Origin of the sequence: Streptomyces sp. NPDC048191 (genome assembly GCF_040652655.1) — a bacterium.
GTDB lineage: Bacteria > Actinomycetota > Actinomycetes > Streptomycetales > Streptomycetaceae > Streptomyces.
The window spans coordinates 43484-67367 of record NZ_JBEZMO010000003.1; the positions used below are offsets into that span (position 1 = coordinate 43484).

General features: G+C 73.5%; 24 protein-coding genes. 15 read left to right on the top strand and 9 right to left on the bottom strand.

Annotation, left to right across the window (positions count from 1 at the left end; translation table 11 throughout):
- Positions 1 to 59: 59 nt before the first annotated feature.
- Positions 60 to 437 carry an STAS domain-containing protein gene (locus AB0D93_RS05985; protein WP_362113676.1) on the bottom strand — a complete coding sequence of 126 codons (378 nt, stop codon included), beginning with the start codon at positions 435 to 437 and terminating at the stop codon, positions 60 to 62.
- Between the two features lie 246 nt (positions 438 to 683).
- Here AB0D93_RS05985 and AB0D93_RS05990 point away from each other — a divergent pair, with 246 nt between their 5' ends.
- The 5 genes from AB0D93_RS05990 to AB0D93_RS06010 all read left to right on the top strand — a co-directional run bounded on the left by AB0D93_RS05990 (position 684) and on the right by AB0D93_RS06010 (position 6589).
- Positions 684 to 1580 (top strand): RNA polymerase sigma factor SigF, encoded by an 897-nt coding sequence (locus tag AB0D93_RS05990; protein ID WP_362113679.1) that lies wholly within the window; start codon positions 684 to 686, stop codon positions 1578 to 1580.
- A gap of 301 nt (positions 1581 to 1881) precedes the next feature.
- A complete protein-coding gene (locus AB0D93_RS05995) occupies positions 1882 to 3450 on the top strand; it encodes an RICIN domain-containing protein (RefSeq protein ID WP_362113682.1) in 1569 nt (522 codons plus the stop codon).
- A gap of 102 nt (positions 3451 to 3552) precedes the next feature.
- Entirely contained in the window at positions 3553 to 4794 is a 1242-nt protein-coding gene (locus AB0D93_RS06000) for an argininosuccinate synthase-related protein (RefSeq protein ID WP_362113685.1), read from the top strand.
- Between the two features lie 47 nt (positions 4795 to 4841).
- Positions 4842 to 5570 (top strand): 2OG-Fe dioxygenase family protein, encoded by a 729-nt coding sequence (locus AB0D93_RS06005; RefSeq protein ID WP_362113688.1) that lies wholly within the window; start codon positions 4842 to 4844, stop codon positions 5568 to 5570.
- 44 nt (positions 5571 to 5614) lie between these two features.
- Positions 5615 to 6589: a DMT family transporter gene (locus AB0D93_RS06010; RefSeq protein WP_362113691.1), complete on the top strand. Its 975-nt coding sequence runs from the start codon at positions 5615 to 5617 to the stop codon at positions 6587 to 6589.
- A 2-nt stretch (positions 6590 to 6591) separates the two neighbouring features.
- Here AB0D93_RS06010 and AB0D93_RS06015 read toward each other — a convergent pair whose 3' ends face one another.
- Complete coding sequence (locus tag AB0D93_RS06015) at positions 6592 to 7581, bottom strand: LuxR C-terminal-related transcriptional regulator (protein WP_362113694.1); 990 nt, start codon at positions 7579 to 7581, stop codon at positions 6592 to 6594.
- A gap of 261 nt (positions 7582 to 7842) precedes the next feature.
- On the opposite strand from AB0D93_RS06015, the gene AB0D93_RS06020 reads away from it, so the two are divergent.
- Both AB0D93_RS06020 and AB0D93_RS06025 read left to right on the top strand, forming a co-directional pair.
- Entirely contained in the window at positions 7843 to 8040 is a 198-nt protein-coding gene (locus AB0D93_RS06020) for a hypothetical protein (protein ID WP_362113697.1), read from the top strand.
- A gap of 5 nt (positions 8041 to 8045) precedes the next feature.
- Positions 8046 to 8999, top strand: coding sequence for a hypothetical protein (locus AB0D93_RS06025; protein ID WP_362113700.1), 954 nt, complete (start codon positions 8046 to 8048; stop codon positions 8997 to 8999).
- A gap of 7 nt (positions 9000 to 9006) precedes the next feature.
- Here the strand turns inward: AB0D93_RS06025 and hutI are convergent, their stop codons facing one another.
- From hutI to hutU, 4 genes are all read right to left on the bottom strand, one after another.
- A complete protein-coding gene (gene hutI, locus AB0D93_RS06030) occupies positions 9007 to 10182 on the bottom strand; it encodes an imidazolonepropionase (RefSeq protein WP_362113703.1) in 1176 nt (391 codons plus the stop codon).
- A 26-nt stretch (positions 10183 to 10208) separates the two neighbouring features.
- Complete coding sequence (locus AB0D93_RS06035) at positions 10209 to 11546, bottom strand: formimidoylglutamate deiminase (protein ID WP_362113706.1); 1338 nt, start codon at positions 11544 to 11546, stop codon at positions 10209 to 10211.
- Positions 11543 to 12745, bottom strand: a complete 1203-nt coding sequence (locus AB0D93_RS06040) for an allantoate amidohydrolase (protein WP_362115047.1) — start codon at positions 12743 to 12745, stop codon at positions 11543 to 11545. Before AB0D93_RS06040 ends, AB0D93_RS06035 begins: the two co-directional genes overlap by 4 nt.
- A 152-nt stretch (positions 12746 to 12897) precedes the next feature.
- Positions 12898 to 14562 carry a urocanate hydratase gene (gene hutU, locus AB0D93_RS06045; RefSeq protein WP_362113709.1) on the bottom strand — a complete coding sequence of 555 codons (1665 nt, stop codon included), beginning with the start codon at positions 14560 to 14562 and terminating at the stop codon, positions 12898 to 12900.
- Positions 14563 to 14700: 138 nt separating this feature from the next.
- Between hutU and AB0D93_RS06050 the strand changes: the two genes are divergently transcribed.
- From AB0D93_RS06050 to AB0D93_RS06070, 5 genes are all read left to right on the top strand, one after another.
- Positions 14701 to 16089, top strand: coding sequence for a diaminopimelate decarboxylase (locus AB0D93_RS06050; RefSeq protein ID WP_362113712.1), 1389 nt, complete (start codon positions 14701 to 14703; stop codon positions 16087 to 16089).
- A 178-nt stretch (positions 16090 to 16267) separates the two neighbouring features.
- Positions 16268 to 16651: a hypothetical protein gene (locus AB0D93_RS06055; RefSeq protein WP_362113715.1), complete on the top strand. Its 384-nt coding sequence runs from the start codon at positions 16268 to 16270 to the stop codon at positions 16649 to 16651.
- Positions 16648 to 17433: a transcriptional regulator gene (locus tag AB0D93_RS06060; protein WP_362113718.1), complete on the top strand. Its 786-nt coding sequence runs from the start codon at positions 16648 to 16650 to the stop codon at positions 17431 to 17433. Before AB0D93_RS06055 ends, AB0D93_RS06060 begins: the two co-directional genes overlap by 4 nt.
- A 31-nt stretch (positions 17434 to 17464) precedes the next feature.
- Positions 17465 to 17950 (top strand): roadblock/LC7 domain-containing protein, encoded by a 486-nt coding sequence (locus tag AB0D93_RS06065; protein WP_362113721.1) that lies wholly within the window; start codon positions 17465 to 17467, stop codon positions 17948 to 17950.
- Positions 17951 to 17960: 10 nt separating this feature from the next.
- On the top strand, positions 17961 to 18335 hold the full coding sequence (locus AB0D93_RS06070) for a hypothetical protein (RefSeq protein ID WP_362113724.1): 375 nt from the start codon (positions 17961 to 17963) through the stop codon (positions 18333 to 18335).
- 13 nt (positions 18336 to 18348) lie between these two features.
- On the opposite strand, the gene AB0D93_RS06075 is transcribed toward AB0D93_RS06070, so the two are convergent.
- The 3 genes from AB0D93_RS06075 to AB0D93_RS06085 all read right to left on the bottom strand — a co-directional run bounded on the left by AB0D93_RS06075 (position 18349) and on the right by AB0D93_RS06085 (position 21404).
- Positions 18349 to 18933 (bottom strand): hypothetical protein, encoded by a 585-nt coding sequence (locus tag AB0D93_RS06075; protein WP_362113727.1) that lies wholly within the window; start codon positions 18931 to 18933, stop codon positions 18349 to 18351.
- 93 nt (positions 18934 to 19026) lie between these two features.
- Entirely contained in the window at positions 19027 to 19899 is an 873-nt protein-coding gene (locus tag AB0D93_RS06080) for a MurR/RpiR family transcriptional regulator (protein ID WP_362113730.1), read from the bottom strand.
- Entirely contained in the window at positions 19896 to 21404 is a 1509-nt protein-coding gene (locus AB0D93_RS06085; RefSeq protein WP_362113733.1) for an aromatic amino acid ammonia-lyase, read from the bottom strand. Before AB0D93_RS06085 ends, AB0D93_RS06080 begins: the two co-directional genes overlap by 4 nt.
- A gap of 141 nt (positions 21405 to 21545) precedes the next feature.
- On the opposite strand from AB0D93_RS06085, the gene AB0D93_RS06090 reads away from it, so the two are divergent.
- From AB0D93_RS06090 to AB0D93_RS06100, 3 genes are read left to right on the top strand one after another with little or no spacing between them, the layout of a single operon-like run.
- Positions 21546 to 22580 (top strand): ATP-binding cassette domain-containing protein, encoded by a 1035-nt coding sequence (locus AB0D93_RS06090; protein WP_362113736.1) that lies wholly within the window; start codon positions 21546 to 21548, stop codon positions 22578 to 22580.
- Positions 22577 to 23218: an ABC transporter permease gene (locus AB0D93_RS06095; RefSeq protein ID WP_362113739.1), complete on the top strand. Its 642-nt coding sequence runs from the start codon at positions 22577 to 22579 to the stop codon at positions 23216 to 23218. The genes AB0D93_RS06090 and AB0D93_RS06095 overlap by 4 nt, the downstream gene beginning before the upstream one ends.
- Before the next feature lies 1 nt (position 23219).
- A complete protein-coding gene (locus AB0D93_RS06100) occupies positions 23220 to 23882 on the top strand; it encodes an ABC transporter permease (RefSeq protein ID WP_362113742.1) in 663 nt (220 codons plus the stop codon).
- Positions 23883 to 23884 lie beyond the last annotated feature (2 nt).

Here is a 23884-nt window from a genome sequence, read left to right on the forward strand (position 1 = left end):
TTTCGGCGTCGCCGGTGCGGACGCCGGTGACCGGCGACACACGGAGGGCGAGGGCGGACTCAGTCGGCGCCGTCGGCCAGGGCCGCCTCCACGGAGTCGTGCACGGTGAAGACCGCCTCGGCCCCCGTGATCTCGAACACCCGGGCGACCACCGGCTGCATCCCGGCCAGATGGACCCCGCCCCCGGCGGCCTCCGCCTTCAGCCGGGCGCCGAGTAGCACGTTCAGGCCCGTGGAGTCGCAGAACTCCAGGCGCGCGCAGTCCACGACGAGGCGTGAGAAGCCCTTGTCCAGAAGGTCGTCGAGGGGCTCACGCAAAAGATCGGCGGTGTGGTGATCGAGCTCACCCGCCGGTGTCACAACGGCGGTGGAGCCCGCTTCCCGCACCTCCACCAGAAGCCGGCCCGACTGTGCGCTGCCGACCGTCCCGTGGTCCATGCCGTCTCTCTCCCGAGGTCGTGGACGCTGACTGCTCTCGAACATTACGCCTTCCATGCACACTCCGGCACCCGAAGAATCTCACATAACCGGACATACGCGAACAGAAAGCACTTGCGATCGGCTCGGTGAAGCAGGTAGGGCTAGTAAAGACACCTATTCCTACACGCCGGCTTTGGAGGCGCCGCACACCGCAGTGCAGCACTGGCTTCGGCAGCCATATGCCGAGAACGATGGAGGACACCCATGTCACCCCGGCTCGACGCATCGCCTACCCCGATCGCGACGTCGACACCCCCACCGGAACAACTGGATCATCCCATCGACGCCCTCGACCCCGTCGAGGGACTCCCGGAGATCCCCCCGTACGACGAGATCGGCCCGGTCGACGCGCGGGCCCTGTCCAAGACCCTCTTCGAGCGCCTCGAGTCGCTGGAGGAAGGGACGCACGAGTACTCGTACGTCCGCAACACCCTCGTCGAGCTCAACCTCGCGCTCGTCAAGTTCGCCGCCTCCCGCTTCCGCTCCCGCAGCGAGCCGATGGAGGACATCATCCAGGTCGGCACCATCGGCCTGATCAAGGCGATCGACCGCTTCGAACTCGCCCGCGGCGTCGAGTTCCCCACCTTCGCGATGCCGACCATCATCGGCGAGATCAAGCGATTCTTCCGCGACACCTCGTGGTCCGTGCGCGTGCCGCGCCGGCTGCAGGAGCTGCGCCTGGACCTGGCCAAGGCCGGGGACGAGCTGGCCCAGCGGCTGGACCGGGCACCGACCGTCCCGGAGCTGGCCGAGAAGCTCGGCATCTCCAACGACGAGGTCGTCGAGGGCATGGCCGCCTCGAACGCGTACACCGCCTCCTCGCTGGACGCCCAGCCCGAGGAGGACGAGACGGAGGGCGCGCTCGCGGACCGCATCGGGTACGAGGACCACGGCCTGGAGGGCATCGAGTACATCGAGTCGCTCAAGCCGCTGATCGCCGAACTCCCGTCCAGGGACCGGAAGATCCTCTCCCTGCGGTTCGTGGCGAACATGACGCAGTCGGAGATCGGCGAGGAACTCGGCATCTCCCAGATGCACGTCTCCCGGCTGCTCTCGCGCACGCTGGTGCGGCTACGCAAGGGACTGACCCTCGAGGAGTGACCCCGCGGTCCCGCTGCTCGACGCCATCGCAGCGGCCCGGCCACCGGTGCCGGGCCGCTGCGGCGTTCCCGCCGGACCCACCTGCCCGAATGACGGGTATCCGCGCATCCCGGCGCCATTCCCGGCTCTTGCCACTTCGTCCGTTCCAACTGGCCCTGTGAGCCCAACCGTTATGCGGTTACCCGCGGAAACCTCTTTTCCCGGCCGTCCGCTCGGACCACTATGGCCCCCCATACCGGCTGGTAGGCCGGACCGGGACCGCAAGGGCGCGGTCTGTCCGGTGGCACGAGGAGGCTGACGCATGTCCGAGGGGGACGGGGCCGCGACGGGCGGGACCGAGGCGGGCGCGGTGCCCGAGGACGCGCCGGACGCCCGGCTGACCGAACTGCTGCGCTCCCCCACGGCGACGGCGTACGCCGCCCTGCAGGAGCTGCGCCGGCGGCACCACCCGGCAGTGCTGGCCTACGCGCGGCTGTGCGCCGCGGGCGAGTCCGCCGCCCGCCGGCTGGCGGCCGAGGCCTTCACCACGGCGGCCCGCGAGACGGCCCGCGGCGTCGACCCGGCCGTGCCGCTGCGCCACCGTCTCCTGCTGCTGACCGCCGGACTGGCCGCCGCCTGGGCCCGCGACGAGCGCTCGGCCGGTCTCGACCCCGGACTGCTCCTCGTGCTGAACGCGTCCGGCCAGCCCGACGGGCCCACTCCGCCCCTGCTGCCCGCGTTCCGGTCGCTGCCGTCCCGCACCCAGGGCCTGATCTGGTACGGCGTGGTGGAGCAGGAGCCGGCGGAGCGGACGGCCGCACTGCTGGGCCTGAGCCGCGCGGACGTGGTCCACGGCACCCCGCCGGCCCTGAAGGCCCTGGCCCAGGCCTGTCTGCGGGAGCGCCTCGCCGCCTCGGCCGACCCGCGCTGCGCCGACTTCCGCCGGCTGATCGAGGAGGCGGTACGGCCGGACGGCCCGCGCCACAGCCCCGACCTGGACGCCCACATGGCCCGCTGTCCGCACTGCACCGCCGGGTTCGAGGACCTGCGGGCCCTGCGGGACGCGCCCCGGCAGACGCTCGCGGACGGCCTGCTGCCGTGGAGCGGTACGGCGTACATACGCGCCGAGGACCGGCCGGCCGTCACCGCTGTCACCGCTGTCACCGCCGCCCCCGCCGTGCGGGCGGACAGGCCACCCCGGCGCCGCGTCCTGCTGGTCTCGGCTGCCCTGGGTGTGGCCCTCACCCCGCTCCTGGTGTTCCTGCTCACCCCCGCGCACAGCGACGACCAGCAGCCGACGGCCGCGACGCCCACGCCTCCGCCCGTGACGGTGACGGCGACGGTCTCCGTCACCCCCTCCCCGTCGCCCTCCCCCACGGCGTCCCCGTCGAAGCGCCCCTCCGCCACCCCGAGTACCACCCGCCCGGCCACGCGCCCGTCCCCCTCCCCGAAGCCGACCCCCGACCCGACTCCCTCCTTCACACCGCCCGGCACCGCCTTCGCCCAGGTGGTGAACCTGGCGACGGGCCGCTGCCTGGACATCCGCGACGGCGACCTGTCGCGGGGCAACGACGTCATCACCGCCCCGTGCTCCTCGGCCGACACCCAGCGCTGGCGCTTCGACACCTACCTGGGCGTGCTGCGTTCGGCGGCCGACGACCACTTCTGCCTGGACAGCCGGGGCTCGACCGACCGCGGTGTGGGCATCTGGACGTGCGACTCGGTCTACGGCGACAACGGCGACAACCTCCGCTTCACCGTCGACCCCGACGGCACGATCCGCCCGGACATCGCCATCGAGACCGCGGTCACCCCGGACGGCAGGTACGGCGTGTCCCTGGAGCCCCTGGACGGCGGCCGGGCGCAGCGGTGGCGGGCGGGGGCACGCTGACCGCCACGCCCGCCGACCGGCCACGTCCGGGTCCGGTCATGGCCGGGCGCGGCCGTCGGAAACCGTTGTCCCGAGCGCTGCCTGGGCAGAAGTCTGCTCTGCGTGACCACAACAGAGGCTGCGAAAACCGCACCGTCCCCGCTCGTCCGTTCCTTCGGCCAGCTCGCCGACCTGGACCCCGACCGGCCGGTCGTGACCTTGTTCAGCGGCGGGCTGGACAGCTCCTACCTGCTGCTGCGCCTGCGCCGGATGGGGCTGCGCGAGGTGCACGCCGTGAGCGTGGACATCGGCGAGGACGAGTCCGGCCCCTACAAGCGCCAGGTGGCCGAGGCGCTCGGCGCGCGGCTCCACCTGTTCGACCGGCGCGCGGAGTTTGCCGACCGCTTCGTCGCACCGGCCATCGCCGCGCAGGCCGTGTACCTCGGCATCCACCCCGTCAGTTCCACGCTCAGCCGCCCGCTCATCGCTCGGACCGCCGTGGAGCTGGCCCGCTCGCTGGGCGCGCAGGCCGTCCTGCACACCGCCAACCGCTCCCAGAACACCCTGCGCCGGCTCAACGGAGCGCTGGCGCTGCTGGGCTGCGAGGGCGCGTACGGCAGCCCGTACGACCTCGACCCCGTCACCCGTGAGGACAAGCTGACCGCCCTGCGCGCCGCCGGGGTCGACCTGCTGGCCGGACGGATCGTCAGCGGCGACTCCAACCTGTGGTGCCGGGAGTTCGAGTCGGGCATCCTCGACGACCCCGAACGGCACGAGGTGCCGGAGGAGATGTACGCGTGGAGCCGGCCCACCGCCGCGCCGGGCGCCACCGAACTGCTCAGCGTCACCGTCGACAACGGCCGCCCGGTCGCCCTGGACGGGGTCCGGCTGCCGCTCACCGAGCTGATCGAGGTGCTCAACCGGCGCGTGGGCGCCTACGGACTGGGCCGCTACTCGGGCCTGGAGCACCTGGACCACGGCGAGAAGGTCCTGGAGATCCGCGAGATGCCGGCCGCCTGGCTGCTGCTGAGCACCTACCGGCACATCGAGAGCGCCTGCCTCGACGCCGAACTCGTCCGCGAGAAGCGGCACCTGGAGCAGCTGTGGGTGCGGGAGGCGCTGGAGGGCCGGTGGTTCGGTGAACTGCGCCTGGCCGCCCAGTCGTTCGTGGACGCCTGCGCGTCCCGGACCAGCGGCAGCGTCACCTGGCGGCTGCGCACGGGCGGAGCCGACACCCGGTCCATCACCGCCGGCCGGCCGCTGTACCTGCGGGACCGGGAGGAGTGGGAAGAGCTGGCGATCGCCGCCGAGTCGGCGCCGTTCGACTCTCCCGCCGTCCCCGAGCTGCTGCCCGCCGCCGCGTGACCAAGCCCACTTTCCCCAGATTTACTGATACTTACGGAGTCCCACCCATGACCACCGCCCTCGCCCACCCCGCCGCCCTGGACGCCGTCGCCGCCCTGTCCGGACCCGGCGGGCATCTGATGCCGTCGGCCGCGCTGTCCTCGCTGCTCGGCGTCGACGGCGCCGACTGGGCGCGGTTCGCCGCGCACTGGGACGAGCTGACCCTGGACACCCACATGGCCGACGGGGGCACGTACCGCTTCCGCCGCTACGGCCAGTTCGACCTGGACCCGGCCGCCGGGGAGCTGACGCTGCTGCCGCACGAGCCGTACCGGCAGGAGACCGATGTCAATCCGCTCAACGGCGGCGTCGAGCGGATCTTCGACCCGCTGACGGAGGCCTTCGTGAACGACCCGCTGCTGCGCTCGGCGCTGGTCGCGCTCGGCCGGATCTTCAGCGATGTCGACGGCACCCGGCGCTGGAACGTCAAGCTGCACCCGTACCGGATCAGCGCCTCCACCGAACAGGCGGGCCAGCCGGCCCCCGAGGGCCGGCACCGCGACGGGGTCACCTTCATCACCTCGCTGCTGATCGGCCGCACCAACGTCGGCGGCGGCGAGAGCGGGGTGTACGCCGACTCGGGCGCCCACCTGCTGACGACTACGCTGTCCGAGCCCGGCGACCTGCTGCTGGGCGACGACCGCCGCACGCTGCACTCGGTGACCCCGGTGCACCCGGTGGACCCCGCGCTGCCCGCCCACCGTGACGTCCTGGTGATCGCGTACACGGCGCGCTGAGCGCCGCCCGCCGCCCAGCTTCCCCTCTGTCTTCAGGAGTGCCCATGAGCGTCACCGCGGCCCGCCGTGGCCGATGGACCGATCTTCCCGTACTGCTGGTCGCGGTGGTGTGGGGCTCCAGCTATCTGGCCGCCAAGGGTGTCACCACGGAACGGACCGTGCTCGCCGTGCTGGTGCTGCGGTTCGCCGTGGCCCTGCCCGTGCTGGTCGTCGCCGGCCGGCACAGGCTGCGCGCCCTGAGCGCCGTGCAGCTGCGCGGGGCCGGGCTGCTCGGGCTGATCCTCTCCGGGATCTTCCTGCTGGAGACGTACGGCGTGGTGCACACGTCGGCCACGAACGCCGGGCTGATCATCAGCCTGACCATGGTGTTCACGCCGATTGCGGAGAGCCGTGTGCGCGGGACCGCGCTGCCGGGCACGTTCATGGCCGCCGCCGGGCTGTCCGTGCTCGGCGTGGCCCTCCTCACCCAGGGCGCCGGGTTCAGCGCGCCGACCGGGGGCGACCTGCTGATGCTGGGCGCCGCGGTGGCCCGTACCGTGCACGTGCTGGCCATGTCGCGCATGGAGTCGGTACGGGGCGCCGACGCCCTGTCCCTCACCACCGTGCAACTGGGCGGGGCGGTCGCGGTGTTCGCCGTGCTGTCGGCGGTGCCGGGGACGGGCGCGTCGCCGTGGGCCGCGGCCGCCGCCTTCTCCGGCGGTGACTGGCTCGGCCTGCTCTACCTCGCCGCCTTCTGCACCCTGTTCGCCTTCTTCGTCCAGATGTGGGCCGTACGCCGTACCTCTCCGTCCCGGGTGAGCCTGCTGCTCGGCACCGAGCCGGTGTGGGCCGCGGCGGTCGGCATCGCCGTCGGCGGGGACCGGCCCGGCTGGCTGGGTCTCCTCGGCGCGCTCCTGGTGCTCGCCGGCACGGCATGGGGGCGGTCGGTGGCGGACCGCGAGCGGGAACCCGGGAAGCCCTCGGAGGTGCCGGCCGTGGAGACGGGCACCGAGGCGGCGGGGGCCGGGGCCGCGGTGTGAGATCAGGCGTCCAGCCAGCCGAGCCGGACGGCGCAGGCGCCGGCCTGGAAACGGCTGGCGGCGCCCAGGCGTTCGGTGAGCTCGGAGACGAGGCGGCGGACCGTGCGCTCGGAGACACCGAGCTTACGGGCCATGGCCTCGTCGGTGAGTCCGCCCGCGAGCATCCGCAGCAGTTCCAGATGGCGCCCCTCGGGGCGCCATTCGCCGTCCGGCCCGGCCGCCGCGTCGCTCAGCACGTTCGCCGCCGCCCAGCAGTGCTCGAAGATCTCCCGGAACACCCCGACCAGCGTCTCTCCCCGGAGGATCACCGCCGTGATCTCGCCGACGACCGAGGGCGGCCCCGGCACCAGCGCGGTCGAGCTGTCCACGACGATCAGCCGCAGCGGCAGCGTGTGCGCGGTGCGCACCTGCGCCCCGGCCGCGCTCAGCCGGCGCAGGTAGGACGCCATGTGCGGTACGGCCGCCGCGGAACCGAGGTGGATCGTGCGCATGCGCACCCCGCGCCCGATCACCGCGAGGTCCCGCTCCAGACCCGCCTCGACCATCCGGGCGGGCAGGGCGCGTCCGGGGTGCAGAGACAGCACCTCCTCCTCGACGCGCCGGGACACGTCCTCCAGTGCCGCCGAGACGTTGGCGGCACCGGTGACCACCTCCATCCGCACCGGGAGCAACTCCCGTGCGTGCACCGGCTGGAAGTCCGTGAGGATCCGCGTCAGCGCGGACCGCGTGCGCTGCACGGAACTGAGCAGCGCGGACGTGTGCTGCTCCTCCTCCACGAGCAGATTGCGCAGCGCGGTGTCGGGCGACAGCGCCGTCCACCCGTTCCCGCTGTCCGGAGCCGACACGAACAGCCGTAGCCGGGTGAGGAGTTGGAGGGCGTCGGCGAACTCCGCGTCGCTCCAGCCGCGCTGGCCGACCACGCTCTCGGGGTGCCAGGCCGCGTCCTCGAGCGCGATGCGGTAGAGCTCCTGGGCTCGCTCTTTCACGTCCATCGGGCCCCCACCATGTCGTTCCCCCCAGCGCGACCGCCCCGACCGGGCGCCCAGCGGATCTTAGGAACGTCCCTGCTCAGCTGGCCAGTCAAGGTCCGGCATGCGGACGTGGCGGGCGTCGGGCGAGCCGTCCGGGCCTGGCCATGGCCGGTCCCGGAACCACCTCGGACATGGCCATGGGTGACCGTCCCGGCACATGCTGAATCACACCGCGCACTCGCGCACCGCACACCCATCCCACCCCGATCCCGGAGGTTCGCCGTGCCCGCTACGGCCGCTCAGTCCTTCTTCGCCGCCACGTCCGCCGTGTCCGTCGCGCCCTTCCGGCGCCGGGTCCGGCGTGTCGCCTCCGCCGTCGCCCTCGCCGCCCTGCTGGCGGTCGGCGCGGCCGTCGTGGGTATCCCGGCGGCCGGTGCCACGGCCGTCGCCGCCGGCTCCGACTCCCTCATCTGGGGCTGACCGCCGTGCCGGTACCAGCCGTCGCCGTCGTCGCGCCGCTCACCGGGCCGCGGACGGCCGCGGGCATCGTCCTGCTCACCGAGGTGGACCGGATCCGTGACGGCGCACCGGGAACGGCCGACTGGCAGGTCTTCCACGAGACACCGGGAGTCGGGCACGCCGTGGCATCCGGTGACTACACGGCGGTCGTCGGCCACGCCGACCCGTCCGTCATCGACGGCGCGCTGGACGCCTACCAGCAGGCCGGGCTCACCTGCCTGCTGCCGCTGCTCCCCGGCCGCCCGCCCGCGCTGAGCTGGGCACCCGACGAGACCCGCCTCGCCCGCATCCTGGCCGACGGCGCCGTCGCCCTCGGCGCGACGGCACTGACGGTGGCGTACGACGACGACCACCGCAGCGCCGCACTGGCCGCGCTGCTCGCCACACGGGCACGGGCGACGGGGCTCACGGTGCGGACGGGCGAAGAGCGGACAGCTGACGAGCAGACAGCTGACGAGTGGACAGGTGACGTGCAGTCGGGCGACGCACGGTCAGGTGCGTCCGGTGCCGTCCTCGCCCTGCTCGCCCCGCAGCATCGGCTACCCGCCCTCCTGCGCGCCCTGGAAGCGGGGCGGTGGCAGGCCGTGCTGGTGGTGGCGGACTGCGGGTTGCCGTCCTTCGACGCGCTCGTGACGGCGGCCGTGCGGCTGCCCGTGTGGGCCGTCCATCCGGAGCCGTGTCTGGTCCGCCGTACCCGGGCGGCCGTGGCCTCGCTGGCCGCCGCCCTGGCCGAGAACCCCTCGCTGCGGGGCGACCGGCTCGCCGCGCGGATCGTGTCCCGGTCGGTGCTCCTGCTCGGCCCGGGCGGCGGCGTGCTCGGCGAGGGACGGCGCGTGTCACGGCTGTCCGCGGTGTGCCCGATCCGGGCCGCGGCCCGGGAGGAGGCCCTGGCCGGTCCGCGCACCCGGGCTGCGGTCTGACTCCCGCTCAGACGACCCGTACGCCGCTGCGCCACACCCCGCTGACCAGCGGCACGCCCGGCCGATAGGCCAGGTGGACGTGGCTGGGGGCGTCCAGGAGGGTGAGGTCGGCGCGGGCGCCGGGGGCGAGGCGGCCGATGTCGGTGCGGCGCAGGGCCGCCGCGCCGCCCGCCGTGGCGGACCAGACGGCCTCGTCAGGGGTCATCCCCATGTCCCGGACGGCGAGCGCGATGCAGAACGGCACCGACGAGGTGAAGGACGAGCCCGGGTTGCAGTCCGTGGACAGGGCGACCGTGACGCCCGCGTCCAGCAGGCGGCGGGCGTCCGGCCATTCGGCGCGGGTGGAGAACTCGGCGCCGGGCAGCAGGGTGGCCACCGTGTTGCCGCCGGCCAGGGCGTCCACGTCCGCGTCGGTCAGATGGGTGCAGTGGTCGGCGCTGGCCGCGTCCAGCTCGACGGCCAACTGGACGCCCGGGCCGTAGGAGAGCTGGTTGGCGTGGATGCGGGGGTGCAGGCCCTTCGCCTTGCCGGCGGTGAGGATCGCGCGGGCCTGGTCGCCGTCGAAGGCGCCCTTCTCGCAGAACACGTCGATCCAGCGGGCGTGCGGCGCGCAGGCGTCCAGCATCTCGCCGGTGACCAGGGCGACATAGGCGGCCGGGTCGTCGGCGTGGTCGGGCGGGACGATGTGCGCGCCGAGGTACGTCACCTCCTCGGTGTGCTTCGCGGCGATGCGCAGCGCGCGGGACTCGTCCTCGACGGTCAGGCCGTAGCCCGACTTGGTCTCGAACGTCGTCGTGCCCTGGCGGAGGGCTTCGTCGAGGTAACGGGTGAGGCCGGCCTCCAGTTCCGCGTCGCTCGCCGCCCGGGTGGCCGCGACCGTGGTGCGGATCCCGCCCGCCGTGTAGGGGCGGCCGGACATGCGGGCGTTGAACTCCTGGGTGCGGTCGCCGGCGAAGACCAGGTGCGAGTGGGAGTCCACGAAGCCCGGCAGCACCGCCCGGCCGCCCGCGTCGACCCGGTTGTCAGTGGCGGGTGCTTTGCTGGATTCACCGGTCCACACGACGCGGTCGCCCTCGATGACGACGGCCGCGTCCTGGACCAGGCCGAGAGGGGAGCCGTCACTGAGGGAGGGGTCGTTGGTGACCAGCGTGGCGATGTTGGTGATGACGGTGCTGCTGCTCATGGTGTCCTCAGGGGTGACGTGGGGGTTCAGCCGCGCAGGGCGTCGATGGCGTCCGCAAGCGCCGACGGCACCTCGGGCACGAGGGTGTGCGACCCGTCGCGCACGACATGCCGGCCGCCCACGACCGTGTGCCGTACGTCGGCCGCGCCCGCCGCGAATACGGCCGTCTCGGCGCCCAGCCTGGGCAGCGGCCCCGCTGTCCTGACCGAGTCGAGGGCGATGGTGGTGAAGTCGGCGAGGGCGCCGGCTTCCAGGGTGCCGGCCTCGTCCCAGCCGAGGGCGGCGTGGCCGTCGGCGGTGGCGGCCCGCAGCAGGGCGGCGGCCGTCCAGTGGCCCCTGGTGCGCGAGCGCAGCCGCTCGTTCAGCTCCATCGCGCGCGCCTCTTCGAGCAGGTCGATGACGGCGTGGCTGTCGGAGCCGAGGGAGAGCGGGGAGCCGGCCCGCTGCAGGGCGACGGCCGGACCGATGCCGTCGGCCAGGTCGCGCTCCGTCGTCGGGCACATGCAGGTGCCGGTGCCGGAGCCGCCGAGCAGGGCGATGTCCTCGTCGGTGAGGTGGGTGTTGTGCACCCCGGTGGTGCGCGGCCCGAGGGCACCGTGGTCGGCGAGCAGCCGGGTGGGCGTGCAGCCGTGCGCCGCGAGGCAGGCGTCGTTCTCGGCGGTCTGCTCCGACAGGTGCACGTGCAGCGGGGCCCGCCGTTCCTCGGCCCACCCGGCGACGGTCGCCAACTGGTCGGCGGGTACGGCCCGTACGGAGTGAATCGCCGCCCCGATCCGCGCGTGATCCCGCTCCTTGAGAACTGCACAGCGTGCGGCCCAGGCCTCCGCGCTGCCGTCGGAGAACCGCAGCTGCTGGGCGCTGGGGGCCTCACCGAAGCCGGAGGACAGATAGCAGGTGTCGAGGAGGGTGATCCGGATGCCGGCTTCGGCGGCGGCCGCGATCAGCGCCTCGCCCATGGCGTTGGGGTCGGCGTAGGGGGTGCCGCCGGGCGCGTGGTGCACGTAGTGGAACTCGCCGACACAGGTGACGCCGGCCAGGGCCATCTCGGCGTACACCGCGCGCGCCAGGGCGTGGTAGGTGTCCGGGGTCAGGTGCTCGGCGACGGAGTACATCACCTCGCGCCAGGTCCAGAAGGTGCCGCTGCCGACCTGGACGGTGCCGCGCAGCGCCCGGTGGAAGGCGTGGCTGTGGGTGTTGGCGAGCCCCGGCAGGGTGAGTCCGCGCAGCACCTCGGCGCCGGGCGGCGGGGTGGGGACACCGGTGCGGACGGCGCCGATCCGCCCACCGTCCACGTCGAGGGCGACGCCCGGCTCGACGTTCGTGCCGAGCCAGGCGTGTTCCAACCAGTAGGTCCGCTTGGTCACCTGCAGGCCAGCCCTTCCAGTACGTCGGCGAGCGCGTGCACCCCGGCCACGCAGTCGTCCTCGGCGGCGAACTCGGCCGGGGAGTGCGAGACACCGGTGGGGTTGCGCACGAACAGCATGGCGGTGGGAATGCTGCCGGAGAGGATTCCGGCGTCGTGTCCCGCCCCGGTTCCGAGGACGGGCACGGTCAGGCCGGTGTCCTTGCCCAGGATGCGGCCGAGTTCGTCGCGCAGGGCGTGGTCGAACTCGACGACCGGGGTGAAGGACTCGCGGACGACGTCCAGGTCGATGCCGTGGGCGTCGGCGTACTCCCGTGCGGCCTTCTCGATGCCCCCCACCACCGTGTCCAGGGTCTCCTGGTCGGCGGCGCGGGAGTCGAGCCAGCCGCGCACCAGCGAGGGGATGGCGTTGACCCCGTTCGGCTCCACCGCGATCTTCCCGAAGGTGGCGACGGCACCGGCGAGTTCGGCCTCGCGGCGGGCGGCGAGCACGGTCTCGGCGTAGGACAGCATCGGGTCGTGCCGGTCGGCCAGGCGGGTGGTGCCGGCGTGGTTGGCCTCGCCCCGGAAGTCGAACCGCCAGCGCCCGTGCGGCCAGATGGCGCTGGCGATGCCGACCCGGTCGCCGGACAGGTCCAGCGCGCGGCCCTGTTCGACGTGCAGCTCGACGAAGGCGCCGATCCGGGCCAGCCGCCCGGGGTCGGCCCCGATGCCCTCGGGGTCGTACCCGGCGGCCTCCATGGCCTGCGGGAGGGTGATCCCGTCGCCGTCGGTGAGCCGGTGGGCCTGCTCGACGGTCAGCTGCCCGGCGGTGAGCCGGGAGCCGACACAGGCGAGCCCGAACCGGGCCCCTTCCTCGTCACCGAAGTTGACGACAGCCAGCGGCCTGCTGAACCGCACGCCCCTGCCGCGCAGCTCGTCGAGGGCGGCGAAGGAGGACACGACCCCGAGGGGCCCGTCGAAGGCCCCGCCGTCCGGGACGGAGTCGAGATGCGATCCCGTGACGACGGCGTCCCCGGCGGCCGGGTCACCGAGCCAGGCCCACTGGTTGCCGTTCCGGTCGACCTCGTGGACCAGCCCGCGCCCCTCGGCCTGCTCCTTGAACCAGGCCCGGCACTCGGCGTCGGCGCCGTTCCAGGCGTAACGCCGGTATCCGCCGGACTCGCGGTGCCGGCCGACGGGGAGCAGCTCGCGCCACATCTCCTGGAAGGTGGGCACGTTCTGCGCGGTGGACCCGCCAGTCCGTGGGCCGTCGTTCCGCGGGGCGGACCGGGTGGACACGGGCGCACCCGGGGACGGCGGCGGAACGTCAGCCACCGCCGGAGAGTCGCCGTGCCCGCCTTCACTCATGGTCACGCCTCGTCACCCTCGCGCATCGGCACCCGGACCCCCCGCTCCTGGGCCACGGACTCGGCGATGTCGTACCCGGCGTCCACGTGCCGGATGACGCCCATACCCGGGTCGTTGGTCAGCACCCGGCGGATCTTCTCGCCACCCAGCCTGGTGCCGTCGGCCACCGTCACCTGCCCGGCGTGGATGGACCGCCCCATGCCGACGCCGCCACCGTGGTGAATGGACACCCACGACGCACCGGACGCCACGTTCACCATGGCGTTCAGCAGCGGCCAGTCGGCGATCGCGTCGGACCCGTCGAGCATGGCCTCGGTCTCGCGGTAGGGCGAGGCCACCGACCCGCAGTCCAGGTGGTCCCGGCCGATCGCCAGCGGAGCGGCCAGCTCGCCGGAGGCCACCATGTCGTTGAAGCGCTCGCCGGCCTTGTCGCGCTCGCCGTAGCCGAGCCAGCAGATGCGCGCGGGCAGGCCCTGGAAGTGGACGCGCTCGCCGGCCATCTTGATCCAGCGGGCCAGGGACTCGTTCTCCGGGAACAGCTCCAGGATCGCCTTGTCGGTCTTGGCGATGTCGGCGGGGTCGCCGGACAGGGCCGCCCAGCGGAAGGGGCCCTTGCCCTCGCAGAACAACGGGCGGATGTACGCGGGGACGAAGCCGGGGAAGGCGAACGCCCGGTCGTAGCCCGCCAGTCGGGCCTCGCCGCGGATGGAGTTGCCGTAGTCGAAGACCTCGGCGCCGGCGTCCATGAAGCCGACCATGGCCTCGACGTGCCTGGCCATCGACTCACGCGCACGCGTGGTGAAGCCGGCCGGGTCCTTCGCGGCGGCGTCGGCCATGTCCTCGAAGGCCACGCCCACCGGCAGGTAGGACAGCGGGTCGTGGGCGGAGGTCTGGTCGGTGACGATGTCGATGGGGGCGTTCATCGCGAGCAGCTGCGGGACCAGCTCGGCCGCGTTGCCGAGGACGCCGATGGACAGCGGACGGCGGGCGTCACGGGCCTCGGTGGCCAGCTGGAGCGCGTGCTCCAGGGAGTCGGCCCTGACGTCCAGGTAGCGGTGCTCGATACGGCGGTCGATGGCGCGCGGGTCGCAGTCGACGCAGATGGCGACGCCGTCGTTCATCGTCACGGCGAGGGGCTGGGCGCCGCCCATGCCGCCGAGGCCGGCGGTGAGGGTGATGGTCCCGGCGAGGGTGCCGCCGAACTTCTTCGCGGCGACGGCGGCGAAGGTCTCGTAGGTGCCCTGGAGGATGCCCTGGGTGCCGATGTAGATCCAGGAGCCGGCGGTCATCTGGCCGTACATGGTCAGGCCGAGGGCCTCCAGACGGCGGAACTCCTCCCAGTTGGCCCAGTCGCCGACCAGGTTGGAGTTGGCGATCAGGACGCGCGGGGCCCACTCGTGGGTCTGCATCACGCCGACCGGGCGGCCGGACTGGACCAGCATGGTCTCGTCCTGCTTGAGGGTCCGCAGCGTGCGGACCATGGCGTCGAAGGAGCGCCAGTCACGGGCCGCCTTCCCCGTGCCGCCGTAGACGACGAGCTTGTCGGGGTGCTCCGCGACCTCCGGGTCGAGGTTGTTCTGCAGCATGCGCAGGGCGGCTTCCTGCTGCCATCCCAGGGCGCTCAGTTCCGTGCCGCGCGGCGCTCGTACGGGGCGGGGTCCCGACATCGTCTGCCTCCTCCTGTTGCTATGTCTATTCACATCCTGTCGGTCTGAATAGAGCTAGTCAATACATGGGGGCGACCCCGCCCGCGCGCCGTCGGTGTTTGGCTGGATGTACGTGCGGCGGATCCGAGGGGAGAGAGCGTGGAGCGGGACATCGAGGCGCAGGCCGAGGCGACCGAGGCACGGGCGCGCGCGGCCAGGCGGGACGAGGCGGTGCGGGCCGCCGTGGAGCGGGGGCTGCTGGGGCCGGACGCGGCCGTGGTCGGGCTGCTGGACGTGACCGGGATCCGCGGGTCGGCGGCGGCCCTGCGGGCGGCGTTCGACGCGGTCGTACCTCCCGGCACGCCGGTGCTGCACGCCTTCGCGGTGAAGGCGACCCCGCTGGTGCCGGTGCTGCGGCTGCTGCACGAGGCGGGCATCGGCGCGGAGGTGGCGAGCCCGGGCGAGCTGGCGCTGGCGCGGGCGGCCGGGGTGCCGGCCGCCCGCACGGTGCTGGACTCGCCCGCCAAGACCGCGGCGGAGCTGCGCGAGGCGCTGGAGCTGGGCATCGCGGTCAACGCCGACAACCCGCAGGAGCTGGACCGCCTGGACGCCCTCGTACGGTCCGGGCCCCCGCGGTCCGCGCTCGGCATCCGGGTCAACCCGCAGGTCGGCGGCGGCACGATCGGGGCGACCTCGACGGCGACGGAGACCTCGAAGTTCGGGGTGGCGCTGCGCGACGAGGGGGCGCGCGAGTGGGTCGTACGGGCGTATCTGGAGCGGCCGTGGCTGACCCGGCTGCACGCGCACACCGGCTCGCAGGGCATTCCGCTGACCCTGCTGGCGCGGGGACTGGCGCAGACGTACGCGCTCGCGGAGGAGATCAACGAGCGGGCGGGCCGCCGGCAGATCGACACGCTCGACATCGGCGGCGGACTGCCGGTGAACTTCGCGGCCGAGGCGACGGCACCCTCGTACGCGCACTACGCCCGGCTGCTGGCCGAGGAGGTGCCGGGGCTCTTCGACGGGCGGTACGGGCTGGTGACCGAGTTCGGGCGGTCGCTGCTGGCCAAGCACGGGACGGTGGTGGCCCGGGTGGAGTACGCCAAGAGCGCGGGCGGGCGGCGGATCGCGGTGACGCACGCGGGCGTACAGGTGGCGACGCGGACCGTGTACGCGCCGGGGGCGTGGCCGCTGCGGATCGCCGCGTACGACGCCAAGGGGAGGCCGAAGCCGGGGCCGGAGGTGGTGCAGGACGTGGCCGGGCCCGCCTGTTTCTCGGGCGACCTGCTGGCCGAGGGGCGCGCGCTGCCCCTGCTGGAACAGGGCGACTACGCGGCGGCGCTGGACACGGGCGCGTACTACTTCGCCCACCACTACGCCTACAACTCCCTGGCCAGGCCCGGCATCTACGGCTTCGCGCCGGACGGTTCGGGAGGCGTCGCCCTCGCGGCCGTACGAGAGCCGCAGACCATCGCCGAGGTGGTGACGGAGTCCGGCGGGGCGCACGTGGACGCCCTCACCACCCTGCAGGCGCCCGGGAGCCGTTGACGCACCCCCGGCACCCTCGAACGAATGGATCAACCCGCCCGACAGACAGGCCAGTTGACCCACACTAGTACGCCGGACGCATGTTCCACCGGAAAATGCCAAAGGCCTCACCTCTCGCGCACACGTTGCGTAGTGTCGCTGTCACTCAGCCGGAGTCCCAGGCGGGAGGGGAGCTAGGGTGCCCGGAATCGACGAGTGCCTGCTGGAAGCGATGCGATTGCCCGGTGCGCGGGGAGCGGCACTGGTGGACTGGACCAGCGGACTGGCCCTCGGCACGGTCGGGGAGGCGCCCGGTGGCGATCACGAGACGACCGCCGCCGAGGCCGCCGAACTGGCCCGGATGGCCGCCGAGCACGGCGCCTTCGCGGCCCACGCGGACGGACACCCGCCCGTCGAGGACGTGATCGTCAGCAACCACGACAGCTACCACCTGCTGAGATTCGTGGACACCACCTTCGACAGCAGCGTCTTCCTGCACCTGTGGCTCGGCCGCGAAGAGGGCAACCTCGCGCTCGCCCGGATCCGGCTCGGCGAGATGGCGGCCCGGCTGGTGCTGGGATGAGCGTGACAGAGATACCGCCGCTGCCGGTGCGGGAGAAGTCGGCCACCCGGGCCCTCTCACCGATGCTCACCCGGCTCGCCGAGGAGCGGGCCACCGGGATCCTGGTCCGCGAGCACGGCGTCCTGTACCTCGCCGAGGGCCGGGTGGTGCACGCCGAGAGCGCGCTCGCCCCGGGACTCGACGTGCTCCTCACGGCCCACGGCACCCTCGCGGCCGCCGCCTGGCAGCGGGCCGCCGCCGAGGCCGCCGGCCCGCTGCACGCCGCGGAACTCCTGCTGGGCTCCGGGCTGCTGCCCGCGGGCGCGCTGGAGCTGTGCCATCTGGACGCGCTGTACGACGCCGGGTACTTCGCGCTGGCCCCGAGCAGCGCACCCGGCCGCTTCCGCTACGACAGCGGCCCCCGCATCGGCCCGCTGCCCTCGGTCCCGGTCGTCGCCCTGGAGCGGGAGACGCTGCGCCGCCGGCTGCTGCTGCACCGGCTGTGGCCCGACCCGGCGGCCGACAGCGCCCCGCTGATCCGCGCGGACCCGGGGGCCGCCGCGCCCGTCACGCCCCGGCAGCGGGCGGTCCTGGACCGCGTGGACGGCGTCCGCACGGCCACCGGGATCGCCCGGAACCTGGGCCGGCAGGCCTTCCACACGCTGGTCGACGTGCGCCGGCTCGCGGCGGCCGGCCACCTCACCCCGCTGCGCCCGCCCCCTGCCCCGCCGCCCCTACCCCCGGTCACCGACCCCGACATCGCGCTGCTGAAGAGGCTCAGGGATGCGCTGGAGGCGCTTTGAACGGCACCGCCCCGCCGAGAGGAGAGAGCTGATGGTGTCCGAGGAGGACCTCCAGGCCGTCGTGGACGAGCTGCACCGGCTGCGCAGCCGGGTGCCGCAGCTCACCGGCGCCCTGGCGGCCGGCGTCGACGGACTCGTCGTCGCCCACGACACTCCCGGAGTCGACCCGGAGGGCCTCTCGGCGCTCACCGCCGCCGCGCTCGGCGTGGCCGTACGGGTCAGCGACGCCACCGCGAGCGGCGGCTTCCGGGAGCTGCTGGTACGCGGCGAGCGCGGCTATGTCGCCACCTACGCGGCCGGCCGCACCGCCGTACTGACCCTGCTCGCCCAGGACCGGGTCAACGTCGGCCGGCTGCACCTGGAGGGCCGTCGCTCGGGCGCCCGCATCGGGGAGCTGCTCGACGCCGCGGAGACCGCCGCCCGGGCAGCCCGTAGGACCACCACACCCGCACCCGCACGCACCCGGACCACGCGCACTCAGCGCGCCGGCACCACACGCACCGCAACCGACAGTTGAGAGGACCACGATGGCCAACACCGAGACCGCGCTGAAGGAAGCCCTCACCTCCATCGAGGGCGCCACCGGCGTCGCGCTCGTCGACTACACCAGCGGAATGGCGCTGGGCACGATGGGCGGCAGCAAGACCTTCGACCTGAACGTGGCCGCCGCGGGCAACACCGACGTGATCCGCGCCAAGATGCGCACGATGGAGATGCTCGGCCTCAAGGGCGAGATCGAGGACATCCTGATCACGCTGTCGGACCAGTACCACCTGGTCCGCCTGCTCAAGAGCCGTGGCGGCAACGGTCTGTTCCTCTACCTGGTCCTGGACTCGTCCCGGGCCAACCTGGCGATGGCCCGGCACCAGCTGAAAAAGATCGAGGAGGAACTGGAGGTCTGACCGCCGGGAAGAGCTAGACGAGCGCCGCGGTACGGCGGCGGGCCCCGCCCGGGGCCGCGTCGCCGGCCGCGATGCCCGTACCCCGCAGGCCCTTCACGGCCTTCCCCACTGGGCGCCCGCCGCGCCGGTCGAGCCAGTCGACGCGCACCCACAGCAGCGTCTGCCCGGCGCGTTCGCGGCGCCCGATCCAGGCGGCCTTCAGCCGCAGCCCGGTACCGAGGCCGGCCAGCAGCATGCCGCCGGCCGCGGGTACCGCGCAGGACGAGCCGAGCGCGACCGCGAACGCCAGAAGCAGCCACCAGCGGTGGCCCCGGCGCCAGTTGCGCACGGTCACCGCCCGGTCCTGCAGCACGTCGTACTTGCCCGCGCGGGCCGCGCCGCGGGCGAGCGCGTCGTACCGGGCCCTGCGCACCAGTGCCACGACCGCCGCGCCGACCAGGAACAGCGCGGCGCCGGCGAGCACCCCGACCCGCCGACCGGTCACCCCGGCCGGCAGCACCCCGATCCCCGCGGCACACACCCCGAACCACCACAGCGGTGCGGCCCCGGCCCGTACGACGACGGCCACCCGGGCCAGCCCCTGTCCTCCGCGCGCCACGTCAGCCTCCCGTGTCACGTGTCCACACAGCGCCTTGAGTCTTGTGGGGAAGTTAGCGGCCGAACGTGAGACGAGTCTGAGAGCGTGGCTGCGTCACTCCACGAAGAGCCCGCGGGCCGCCGCCTTCGCGTCGAACTCCTCCAGCCGGGCCTGCGCCTGGGGCAGGTCGTCGCAGACCGCCTCCAGCAGCACCCGCCCGAGCAGCATCGGCGCGCACGCGGTGTCGAAGGCGAGCCCGGTGCCGACGGCGGCGGGCAGCAGCAGGTCGGAGTACTTGGCGACGGGCGCGAAGGCGGAGTCGGCGACCGTGACGGTGGTCAGGCCCACGTCCTTGGCGTAGGCGAGGGTGTCGACGACCTCGCGCGGATGCCGGGGCAGCGCGAAGCACAGCAGCGCCGAGGCGCCGGCCCGAACGGCCGCGTCGATCCGGTCGTGGATCATCGTGCCGCCCTCGTTGAGCAGCCGGACGTCCGGGTGGACCTTGGCGGCGAAGTAGGCGAAGCCGTACGCCTGGGAGGCGGCGGCACGCAGGCCCAGCACCGGCAGCGGGCGGGAGGCCGCGAGGATCCGGCCCGCCCGCTGCACCGGGCGCGGGTCGGCGAGCAGGTCGGCGAGGTGCCTCAGGTTCTCGATCTCGGCCTCGACTGCCTGCTGGTACTCGTTGAACGCGCCGGCCTCGGCCGCCGGTTCGGCGGGGACGACCTCGCGCAGGTGCTTGCGCAGGGCCGGATAGCCGTCGAAGCCGAGCGCGACGGCGAACCGGGTCACCGACGGCTGGCTGACCCCGGCCAGCTCGGCCAGCTCCACGCTGGAGAGGAACGGCACGTCGGCGGCCCGCCGGACCATGCTGTGCGCGATACGGCGCTGGGTCGGCGTGAGCCGGTGCCCCTCGAAGAGCGCCTGCAGCCGGTTGGCGGGGCTGTCCGTCACGCCCGGTGTCGCCTCGGTACTCCTGTCCACGCTCATGACGCGCTCCCCCTCCAGATGTCCGTGAACCGGTCGAGCAGTGCGGCCGCCTCCGTCACGTCGTCCGTGAGCGGACGGTCGGCCGGGTCGGGATCGAGGACCGACTCGGCGAGCGCGAACGCCCGTCCGGCCGGCAGCCCCGGGTCGGGCCTCAGGTCGCGCTGGCGCAGCGCCCGGACGGCGGCGACGAGCTCGCAGCCCACCACCAGACGATACGCACCGCACGCGCGCAGGGTCTGCCGCGCGGCGAGCGAGGCGAAGCTCGCCTGTTCCTCGACGCCCCGGGAGAGTACAGCGTGGCCCAGCGAGGCGGGCGCGGAGAAGGCCCGCAGATCTCCGAGGGCCGCCCCGGCCGCGTACTCCAGGATCATCACGCCGGAGGACGCCGGCTCGTGGTCGGCGAGGAAGGGGCGCAGCCGGGTGTAGGCGGGCTCGTTGAGCGTGGACAGGCGGGACGTGGACAGCCGGGCCACCTGGGTCAGTGCGAGCCGGAAGTGGTCCAGGGCGAGGGCGAGTTGGGCCTGGTAGAAGCCGCCGTGGTGGTAGGCGGCCAGGTCCTCGGGGGCGATGAGCGGATTCTCGGCGGCCGCGTTGATCTCCACCGCGAGGACCTGCTCCAGCGCGTCGGCGGCGTCGTGCGCGGGGCCGTGGATCTGGGGCAGGCAGCGGAAGCCGTAGGGGTCCTGGATGCGGCCGAGCGGCGGGGTGGGCCGGTCGGCGGCGCCGATCAGCTCCCGCATCCGCCGGGCCACCTCGGTGCTGCCCCGGTGCGGGCGGGCGGCGTGCACGGGGGCGGCGTACGCCTCGTGGGAGCCGTCGACGGCGAGCAGGGACAGCGCCGCGACGACCTGGGTGGCGCCGATCAGCCCGCGCAGTTCGTGCAGGGCGAGCGCGGACTGGCCGAGGGTGAGGGCGTTGCTGCTGATCAGGGCGAGGGCGTCGTTGTTGTCGAGGGGCTGCGGCTCGGGGGCGCCGGCACCGCGCCAGGGGTGCTCCCCGGCGAGGGCGAGCCCGAGCTGGGCGAGGGCGGCGATGTCGCCCGTGCCGACGGAGCCGAACTCGTTGACGACCGGGTACGCGCCCGCCCGCAGCGCCTCGCACAGGGCGGTGACCACGCTCGGCCGCAGCCCGGCGCCCCCGGCCAGCAGCTGGTTGGCGCGGACGGCGAGCATGGCGCGCACCTGGCGTGCCGGGAGCTGTTCGCCGACGGCGCCGGCGTGGCTGCGCAGCAGGCGCAGGCCGTGGCCGGCGGCGGACTCGGTGGGCACGTCCTCGTTCCGGTTGGCGCCGACACCGGTGGAGCGGCCGTAGACGCGCCCGGTGGCGGCGATCTGCCGGGCGGTGTTCCAGGAGTGCTCGACGCGCCGCATCGCGTCGGCCTCGGGGACCGGCCGCACGGTGCCGTCGGCGAGGCGTACGACGTCCTCGACGCCGAGCAGGGCGCCGTCGAGGATCACCGTCGCGGAGCTGACGGACTGCGGTATGTCCACGATGCGAGACGACATCACTCGCAAACTCCCCTCAATCCGGACATCTGATCTTGCCCTTCGGTCATCCGTTACAGCGGATTAACGCCGAACCGTTGACAAGCTATTCACACACCAAGAACTCTGCATGACGTTATACAGCCGGGCAAGGGACATCTCATGATCCAGTTCGACGCGGTCCACAAGCGCTTCCCCAACGGCACCACAGCAGTCCACGACCTCAGCCTGGAGATCCCGGAGGGCGGCGTCACCGTCCTGGTCGGATCCTCCGGTTGCGGCAAGACGACCACCCTGCGGATGATCAACCGGATGGTCGAGCCGACCTCGGGCACCATCCGCGTCGGCGGCAGGGACGTCACCCGGCAGGACGCGGCCGAGCTGCGCCGCTCCATCGGCTACGTGATCCAGCAGGCCGGCCTCTTCCCGCACCGCACGGTGCTCGACAACATCGCCACCGTCCCGCTGCTCCTCGGCTGGAACCGCAGGAAGGCCCGGGCCCGCGCCGCCGAACTCCTGGAAACCGTCGGCCTCGCCCCCGACGCCGGCAAGCGCTACCCGCACCAGCTCTCCGGCGGCCAGCAGCAGCGCGTCGGCGTCGCCCGCGCCCTCGCCGCCGACCCGCCGGTGCTGCTCATGGACGAGCCGTTCGGCGCGGTCGACCCGGTCGTGCGCACCCAGCTCCAGGACGAACTGCTGCGACTGCAGTCCGAGTTGAGCAAGACCATCGTGTTCGTCACGCACGACATCGACGAGGCGGTGCGCCTCGGCGACCAGATCGCGGTCTTCCGCACCGGCGGCCACCTGGTCCAGTGCGCCCCGCCCGCCGACCTGCTGGCCCGCCCGGCCGACGACTTCGTCGCCGACTTCCTCGGCGCCGAGCGCGGCCTGAAGCTGCTGTCCCTGAAGACCCTCGCGGACGTCCCCCAGGGCCCGGCGCCGCGGGGCGGCACCTGGACCCTCGTCCTCGACGCGGGGGACAAGCCCCTGCACTGGGCCTCGCAGGACGCCGAGATCCCCGTACGCCCACTGAAGGACACCGACTCCCTGCTGTCGGCCCTCAACGAGTCGGTCGCCTCCCCCACCGGACTGGTCGCCCGCGTCGACGCCGAGGGCGTCCTCACCGGCGTCTCCTCCCGCGACGACATCCACGAGCACGCCGGCCGCGCCCACGCCGAAGTGAGGGTGGCCGCATGACGATCGACTGGTCGTGGATATCCGCCCACACCGACGACCTCACCACCCTCACGCTCTCCCACCTCCAGGCCGCGCTCACGGCCGTCGCCCTCGGCCTGCTGATCTCGCTCCCGCTGGCCGTCGTCGCCCACCGCCTGCCCCGGCTGCGCGGCTTCCTGCTCGGCGCCTCGAACGTCCTGTTCACGATCCCGTCGATCGCGATCTTCGTACTCCTGCTGCCGGTCAGCGGCCTGACCCGCACCACCACCGTGACCGGCCTGACGGTCTACACCCTGGTCGTCCTGCTGCGGAACACCGTCGAGGGCCTGGACTCGGTCCCGGTGAAGGTGAAGGAGGCGGCGAAGGCGATGGGCACCCGACCCCTGCGCACGCTGCTGACCGTCGAGTTCCCGCTCGCGCTCCCCGTGATCTTCGCGGGTGTCCGTATCGCCACTGTCATGTCGATCTCCCTGGTCTCCGTCGCGACCTACATCGGCGACGGCGGCCTCGGCCAGCTGTTCACCGACGGCTTCCAGCGCAACTTCCCGACCCCGGTCGTCGCCGGAGTCGTCCTCACCCTGCTCCTCGCCGTCGTCGCGGACGCCGTGCTGGTGGCCGTCCAGTACGCCCTCACCCCCTGGACCAGGAGGCGAGCCTGAGATGTTGGAACTCCTCGAGAACCTCGGGAAGTGGCTGGTCAGCGGCTCCCAGTGGACCGGCCCTGACGGCATCGCGCACCGCCTCGCCGAACACCTCCAGTACTCCCTGCTGGCCACGCTGATCGCCGCCGCCATCGGCCTGCCGCTCGGCCTGCTGATCGGCCACACCGGCAAGGGCGCGTTCCTCGCGATCAACCTCGCCTCCTTCGGCCGGGCCCTGCCGACCGTCGGACTGGTCGTGCTGGTCTTCCTGGCGGGCGGTCTGTCGATGCTGCCGGTGTACGTCGCGCTGGTCGCCCTCGCGGTCCCCGCCATCGTCACCAACACCTACGCCGGCATGACGGCCGTGGACCCGGACGTGAAGGACGCCGCCCGCGGCCAGGGCATGCGCGGCCACCAGGTCCTCCTCCAGGTCGAGCTGCCGCTCGCGCTGCCGCTGGTCATGACGGGCCTGCGCCTGGCCTTGATCCAGGTCGTGGCCACCGCGACGATCGCCGCGTACGTCTCCTTCGGCGGCCTGGGCCGCTACGTCTTCGACGGCCTCGCCCAGCGCGACCTGGTCCAGGTGCTCGGCGGCGCGGTGCTGGTCGCCGTCGTCGCCGTCGTCCTGGACGTGGGCCTCGCCGCCCTCCAGCGCTTCCTCTTCCGCCACCGCACCGCCTAGGG